Source organism: Aquiflexum sp. (assembly GCF_041751335.1).
Lineage (GTDB): Bacteria > Bacteroidota > Bacteroidia > Cytophagales > Cyclobacteriaceae > Aquiflexum.
Map to the genome: position 1 here is coordinate 1 of NZ_JBGSXS010000378.1, position 6,573 is coordinate 6,573.

The window sequence follows — 6,573 nt, forward strand, 5'->3', positions numbered from 1 at the left end:
CCTTAATCCGCTTGCGGATTTAAGGAAGTACCTTAATGGATCTAATAACTTTAAATTTCAACTTGCATTATTGATCAACAGGATTTACAATATTCTGTAAATAGCTCAATAAATCTAAATTACAATTAGATTCAGAAACAATATCCACAAATATCTAACCTGCCTTCCGCAGGCAGGTATCAATAAATATCTGCTTAAATAGAATTTCCCAATAAATCATCCAATAAGGTAATCAAAGATCATAAAGACAACCCCAAACTCATAACTAACCATGAATTATAAAAAGAATCCATTTTCCAGAAGAGATTTTGTCAAAGCATCCTTGTTGAGCGGTGCAGGATTTATGATTGTGCCGAGACATGTTTTGGGAGGGCCAGGATTTGTTGCCCCAAGCGATAAGGTAAACCTAGGTTTTATAGGTGCAGGAGGTAAGGGTAAGCAAAATGTACAGGCATTTTTAAAATTGGAGGATGTGAATATTACAGCTATTGCTGATCCTGCTTACTACTGGAATCTGGCAAATTTTTACTATCGTTCAGAAGCGGGCAGAGGACCTACAGCAGAACTGATTGAAGATTTTTATGAGGGTAAAGGGGAAAGAAAGCGTCTTACCCAATACGAAGACTTTAGAAAAATGATGGAGGAGTCGAAAGATTTGGATGCCATAGTCTGTTCGACCCCAGACCATACCCATGCATACATTACTTTGATGGCTTTGAAAATGGGCAAACATGTGTACTGTGAAAAACCTCTGACTCACAATATCTGGGAAGCCCGAGAAGTGGCCAAAGTAACCAAAGAAACAGGACTGATCACGCAAATGGGCAATTCTGGACATGCTGCTGATGGAATGAGGGAAACAGTGGAATACCTCAGGGCAGGTGTAATTGGTGAAGTCAAGGAATGCCATGCTTGGGTTCCTGCAGGTAGATGGCTGCCCGGATTGAAGGGGCTACCAAAGGGAGAAAGTACGATGCCGGTTGGTTTTGATTGGGACCAATGGATAGGTCCGAGGGAGATGGTTCCTTTCCATCAGGATTATGTTCCAGTAACTTGGAGAGATTTTTGGGATTACGGATGCGGGGCATTGGGAGATTTTGGTTGCCATGACATGGATGCCGTGACTTGGGCTTTTGATCTGGAAAAGCCGGATACGGTACAGGTATTTCCGGCAGGTTATGCTGATAATAAAATTGCTCCCTATGGCGAAATCGGCTATTTCAATTTTTCTGCAAACGGCAAGCAAACAGCCATGAAGATCAACTGGTACTCAGGAGGTTTGAAACCTGATCTGCATCCATCACTTTCAAAAGGATTTGTTTATCCAAGTCGAGCCTCCATGTTTGTAGGTACCAAAGGGGTGATCTTTAACGATGGGGGAAACAGAAAACCACAGGTTTTTCCTGAATCCTTACGAAACAATATCAAAGCTCCCAAGCCATATCTTAAAAGGTCACCAGGTCATTTCAAAGAGTGGATTGATGCCATAAAAAACAATGATCAAGCCTCCTCCAATTTTGAATATGGATCCAGATTGACGGAGATTACTTTATTGGGCGTTTTGTCTCTGCGTTTGGGTGGAAAACTGATTGAATGGGATTATGACAATATGAAAGCCAAAGGGATTTCTGAAGCTGATCAATACATTCAAGAGCCTGTGAGAAAGGGATGGGAGATGTAAAGGAAGGTATTTTATTACCTTTTATAGTAAGTTGAAATTCAGGATTTGTATTTTTTTTTTTTGATTAAACAATGTTTTTAATTAAATTAGTACAAATAAATATTGAATTATCAAAAGATTATAATCATGAATTATCTGAATAAAATTTGTCTTTTATTTTTTTTAACCATTGGGGTTTTTTCATGTGACAACATTGAAGCACCTATAAGTCCTGAAGATTCTTCAAACGAGGTTTTTATTGAGGGAGATGGTGGGACAAAAGGAATGGAAGTGCTTAGCAACGATGGTTTTGTAATATTTAATACCAATAGGTTTTCGATTTTGGATCAAGATGGTGGACTGGTGAAGCAGATTCCCGCTACCAACCATATTTTTGCCAACCTTACTGTCGATGGTTCCCATTTATTTTTGACTGGAAGATCTAGTAGTGAAAATATCATTGGCCTGTCTGCATTTGATATCAACGGGGATTTATTGTGGGATAAGTTTATAACTTTTACTGATGGGGATGTGGAAATTCCGTTTGTCAGGGTGATAGATGATCAATTGATTTTGGCATTTATTTCAAAAAATAAAGAAGGTGAAAGTCAAAATCACAGAACCATAAACATTGAGGTTTTTTCAAAGAATGGGTCGACGGTTGAAACTTCAAAAATCATATTTGAGGCTGAGCATGATTTTTTCACATATAATCTCTTGGTTGAAAGTAAGGAGAATTTTCTGGTCCAAGGCTCTCGGGTAATTTCAGATTCCCAATCTGATGAAGGTGATATTCAAGTTTACAGATTTATAAATGGTGAGTTGGTTTGGTATAAATCGGTAGGTCCCCAAGGTTTTTCGGTTGTCAACAAGGTGATCAAAAGTCCTCTAGGTAGCTATCTTTTTGTAGGATCCAAACAAATAGCTGCTTGGGCCTTTGAGTTGGATGCCGATGGGAACATTTTATGGGATTTAGACCATGGTGATGGAACCAATAAATTTTGGTTTTTTGACGCATTGTACAAGGATAATTCGATTCATTTTTGCGGGTTTACCAATGCTACTCCGGAGCAATTAGATGCAGGTCTGCTTTTTACTACAGGATTGAGGGGAAGTGGTGGTGTTGAGAAGATTTATGGAGGTGATAATTTGTACAGACACTTTGCCATTGCCAGTAGAGAACCTGATGAGTTGGTTTTTGCAGGGGACAGGTCTTTTCCGCAGGGCAATAGGTTTGATTCATGGATTATGTTTACTGATGGGAGTGGTGAGAGGGAATGATTATCAATCAATATCCTTTTTACTCCTCTCTTTAACGGATCGCTCCAACTTTCGAATCTGTTCCTGATGTTCTGTTTGCCACTCCTGCATTTTGATTTGGAATTCTTCCATCTTGATCTCATTCTCTTTTTGCCAGATTTCCATTTTCTTTTGGAACTCCTCCATTTTGGGTCGGTTTTCTTCTTCCCATATTTTCATCTTATTCTGGAATTCCTCAAGATTTGGTTGATTCTCTTCCTGCCAAGCTTTCATTTTTAGTTCTAATTCCTTCATTTTGGGTTCGTTGGCTTTTTGCCATTCTTGAATTTTGGCTTGGTATTCGGCGATTTTTGGCTGAAACTCTTTTTGCCAATCCTCCATTTTCATTTGGAATTCCTGCATTTTTGGCTCATTTGCATTTTGCCATTCCTGTATTTTGGCTTGGTATTCAGCAATTTTAGGCTCAATTTTTTTTTGGTATTCTTTTTGGGCTTCGGCCCATTTTTTCATATCTGCATGGCGTTTTTCATGCCATTTTTTGATTTCCTCCTTTGTCATTTTGGTGGTATCCAATTTGAATACATTGATGTCTAAAGGAGAAGGATAAAGCCTAGGATCTATTTCAGGCATGATGGGCATAGGGATATTCTTGAAAAAATCTGGATGAGGGATCATTTGCTCAAATTGCATATCATCAAATTCCCATTGTGGCATATCATCAAAATCCATTGGAGGCATGAGCGGTTCTCCAATTCTTAGCTGTGGCATATTGCTGAAAAAATTGAAATCCAAGTCTTTAAATATGATTCCCATTTCAGCTAATGGCTTTAACCCCTCAGCAAGTTTTTTTGATATTTCAGCATGTTCTTCGGGTGTCAGTTCTCTTTCTGTAATAGAGTCGCCTTCATACTGAAAAATTCTTTTTTTCTTTAGGGGGACTGTGTCCTGTTCAGCGAAGAACTTGATTTCTGGAATGTCTAGTTCAGTGGTGGTGATTTCGGTTTCAGTCGCCACCAAGTCCTCTAAGGAGTCCATGGAAGGCTTATCACTGGCGCCGACCATTAAGGTTGCACCAATAAGTAGGGTAATCATCATAGTTATGCTGGTTAAAGTAGTTAGTTGAGTAGGGGAGGTTTTGACTCCCATAATTCTTTTGATCCTGTCCAAAGTGTGATTTCTGGTTTTGGCTGCTGCCATAGCCATTTCAGGACTTAGTTTGTTGGCATGGTTGAGGACATTTGCCAGACCATGAGCCAGGTCTTTGGGTGCTATTCCCATGTTGATTGCCATATCATCGCATGCGTTTTCTCTTAGTTCTCTTGCTGTTTTATTGATCCACCAGAATACTGGATGAAAGAAAAATATGACTTCAAGAAATGACTGAAATAAATTGACCAAATAGTCGTATCGTTTGATATGTGCAAGTTCATGGGCCAAAATAGCCTCAAGCTGTTCTGGAGACAAATGAAAAAACAGACTTGCAGGGATCAATATGAAAGACTTCCAGACTCCGTAAGTTACAGGCATGTCCAAATGAATGGTTTTCAGTAACTTGATAGGCTTATTCAATTGAAGCAAAGCCATTTGTTGCTGGAGAAGCTGCATCCATTTGGGATCAACCATTTGATGGTTTTTGTTACTTATATTTCTTAAATCTGCTAAAGATGTTCCAAACCTTACCAAAAACAACATGGCTCCCAAAACCCACAGCTGTACCATAAACGGTATCCAAGTTTCGATTCGTTTTGAAAGCGTGGACCAATCAGAATATGGTGCTAATATTGTTGAACCGACATCGGCTGATGAATCTAAAGTGTATCCTTGGGTAATATAGTAATCCAGGTCAGTTTGGGTAAAAGTGAATTCCTTAGCATACGGCTTTTCCTGCAAATGGAACAAAAAACTTCCGATGGCCAAAGTGCTGATCAAAAATAAGGCACCGATACTCAGCCTATATTTGAATGCAGCTGATTTTTGTTGAAAGATTCTAAGAACAAGCCACAGAATCAATCCAATACCTGCTATCTGCCAAATGGCATGGAGGATCATCCAACCTAGTGCAAAGAGGTATTTTTGAGGGAGTAATGTTTCCAATAGTTCCATTATTGATCTTGTTCTAATTGGTCAAGAAATGCACGTATTTCATCTAATTCTTCTTTGGAAGTATTGCCCTGCCCCAAAGCCTGCATAACCAGATTTTTGGATGATCCACCAAATGCCGTACTCACAAAATTGCTCAACAGGCTTTTTTGGGTTACCTGCTCATCCACAGCCGGAAAATAGATATGTGTTTTGTTTTGCTCATCTCTTTTGAGCAATCCTTTGGCATGCATGATCTGCATCTGCTTCAGTGTAGTAGTGTAGCCGGTATCCTTTGTTTCGGCCAGTTTCTCATGGATTTCCCTAACAGTGGCCTTTTTCATAGGCCATAAAATTGAAAGGATTTCCAGTTCGGATTCAGTTGGTTTAGCTTGCATATCGGTTAATACGATTTATTTCGTACAAAGTTATACCAAGACTGTCGTAATGCAAATTATTTTACGATTTTTTTCGTACCTCTGATTTTTGTCAATTCATTTTTCTCAAGTGCAATACTTCATTTATTACTGAAAAATAATTTAACCGCTATATTTTTGGAAGAATTATAAATATTTGCTACAATTTTTCAATCCGCCACGGTGGACAATTTTTTTCAATTTTTCAATTTTTAATATTATCTTGAATTTCAATTTCTAAAATTATTGTAGGTGAAAAGATTTTTCGTAAAATTAGTATGGCTGTTCAGTTTGGTCTTTTTGACAACATGTATTGATAAGTTTCCTTTCACTTCAGAACGCCCACAAAGAATTCTAAATATTGAGGGTTACCTCACTACGCTTCCAAAGGCTCATCAGATTCGCCTTTCCAGGGCAGATATATTCGGCCCGGAATTCAACGGTCTCAACAGACCTGAGCAATTGGCTACTGTAATGATCAAGGATGACTTGGGAAATGTTGAATTGCTCAATGAAGTTTCCCCCGGGATCTACCTGACCAATGAGAATTTTGCCGCCCAAGTGGGCCGGTCTTACAATCTTGAAGTGATCCTGTTTGAGGGTCCCAGATTTATTTCAAGACCAGAAATTGCAGCTACAGTACCTGAACTCGATTCCGTCACTTTTCAATCAGTACGGACACCTTCCTTGGACCGGATGAATGATGAAATCGGTGTACAGGTTTTAGCTCATTTCCAAGATCCTGGAGATGAACAGAATTTTTATTTCTGGAATATTCTCCCCAGTGATTATCAGTTGATAGGTGAACCTGAACTCAATCATAATGGGCCAGATCACCCTACCTGTCCCAGATGCCCCAATCCCTTGGAATGCTGTAAAGTATGTTATGTCAAAGAGGTGCCGAGACCTCTAAATATTTTTGTTGCTGAAGACCAAGAGTTCAACGGCATCTATCAAAGAAGAGTGATTGCATACTTGCGTGATAACGGAATCAGGTTTAAGGGCATTTTCAGACTTGATATGCAGCACATGTCGATTTCGCAGGATGCTTACAGGCATTTGAGATTAATTGACCAACATTTACGGCTTAACGGTAGTGTTTTTGACTTGCCTCCTGCCAATATTAGAGGGAATATGCTCAATGTAGAAGATCAAGAG

At 39.1% G+C, this 6,573-nt stretch carries 5 protein-coding genes; 3 read left to right on the plus strand and 2 right to left on the minus strand.

Annotation, left to right across the window (positions count from 1 at the left end; translation table 11 throughout):
- Positions 1-271: 271 nt before the first annotated feature.
- Positions 272-1,681 (plus strand): Gfo/Idh/MocA family protein, encoded by a 1,410-nt coding sequence (locus tag ACEW8U_RS20205; RefSeq protein WP_373523860.1) that lies wholly within the window; start codon positions 272-274, stop codon positions 1,679-1,681.
- Positions 1,682-1,807: 126 nt separating this feature from the next.
- On the plus strand, positions 1,808-2,941 hold the full coding sequence (locus tag ACEW8U_RS20210) for a hypothetical protein (protein ID WP_373523861.1): 1,134 nt from the start codon (positions 1,808-1,810) through the stop codon (positions 2,939-2,941).
- A gap of 3 nt (positions 2,942-2,944) precedes the next feature.
- On the opposite strand, the gene ACEW8U_RS20215 is transcribed toward ACEW8U_RS20210, so the two are convergent.
- Positions 2,945-5,023, minus strand: a complete 2,079-nt coding sequence (locus ACEW8U_RS20215) for a M56 family metallopeptidase (RefSeq protein ID WP_373523862.1) — start codon at positions 5,021-5,023, stop codon at positions 2,945-2,947.
- Complete coding sequence (locus ACEW8U_RS20220) at positions 5,023-5,397, minus strand: BlaI/MecI/CopY family transcriptional regulator (protein ID WP_373523863.1); 375 nt, start codon at positions 5,395-5,397, stop codon at positions 5,023-5,025. The genes ACEW8U_RS20215 and ACEW8U_RS20220 overlap by 1 nt, the downstream gene beginning before the upstream one ends.
- A 270-nt stretch (positions 5,398-5,667) precedes the next feature.
- On the opposite strand from ACEW8U_RS20220, the gene ACEW8U_RS20225 reads away from it, so the two are divergent.
- Positions 5,668-6,573 (plus strand): DUF4249 domain-containing protein (locus ACEW8U_RS20225; protein ID WP_373523864.1); only part of this gene is annotated, 906 nt, incomplete at its 3' end.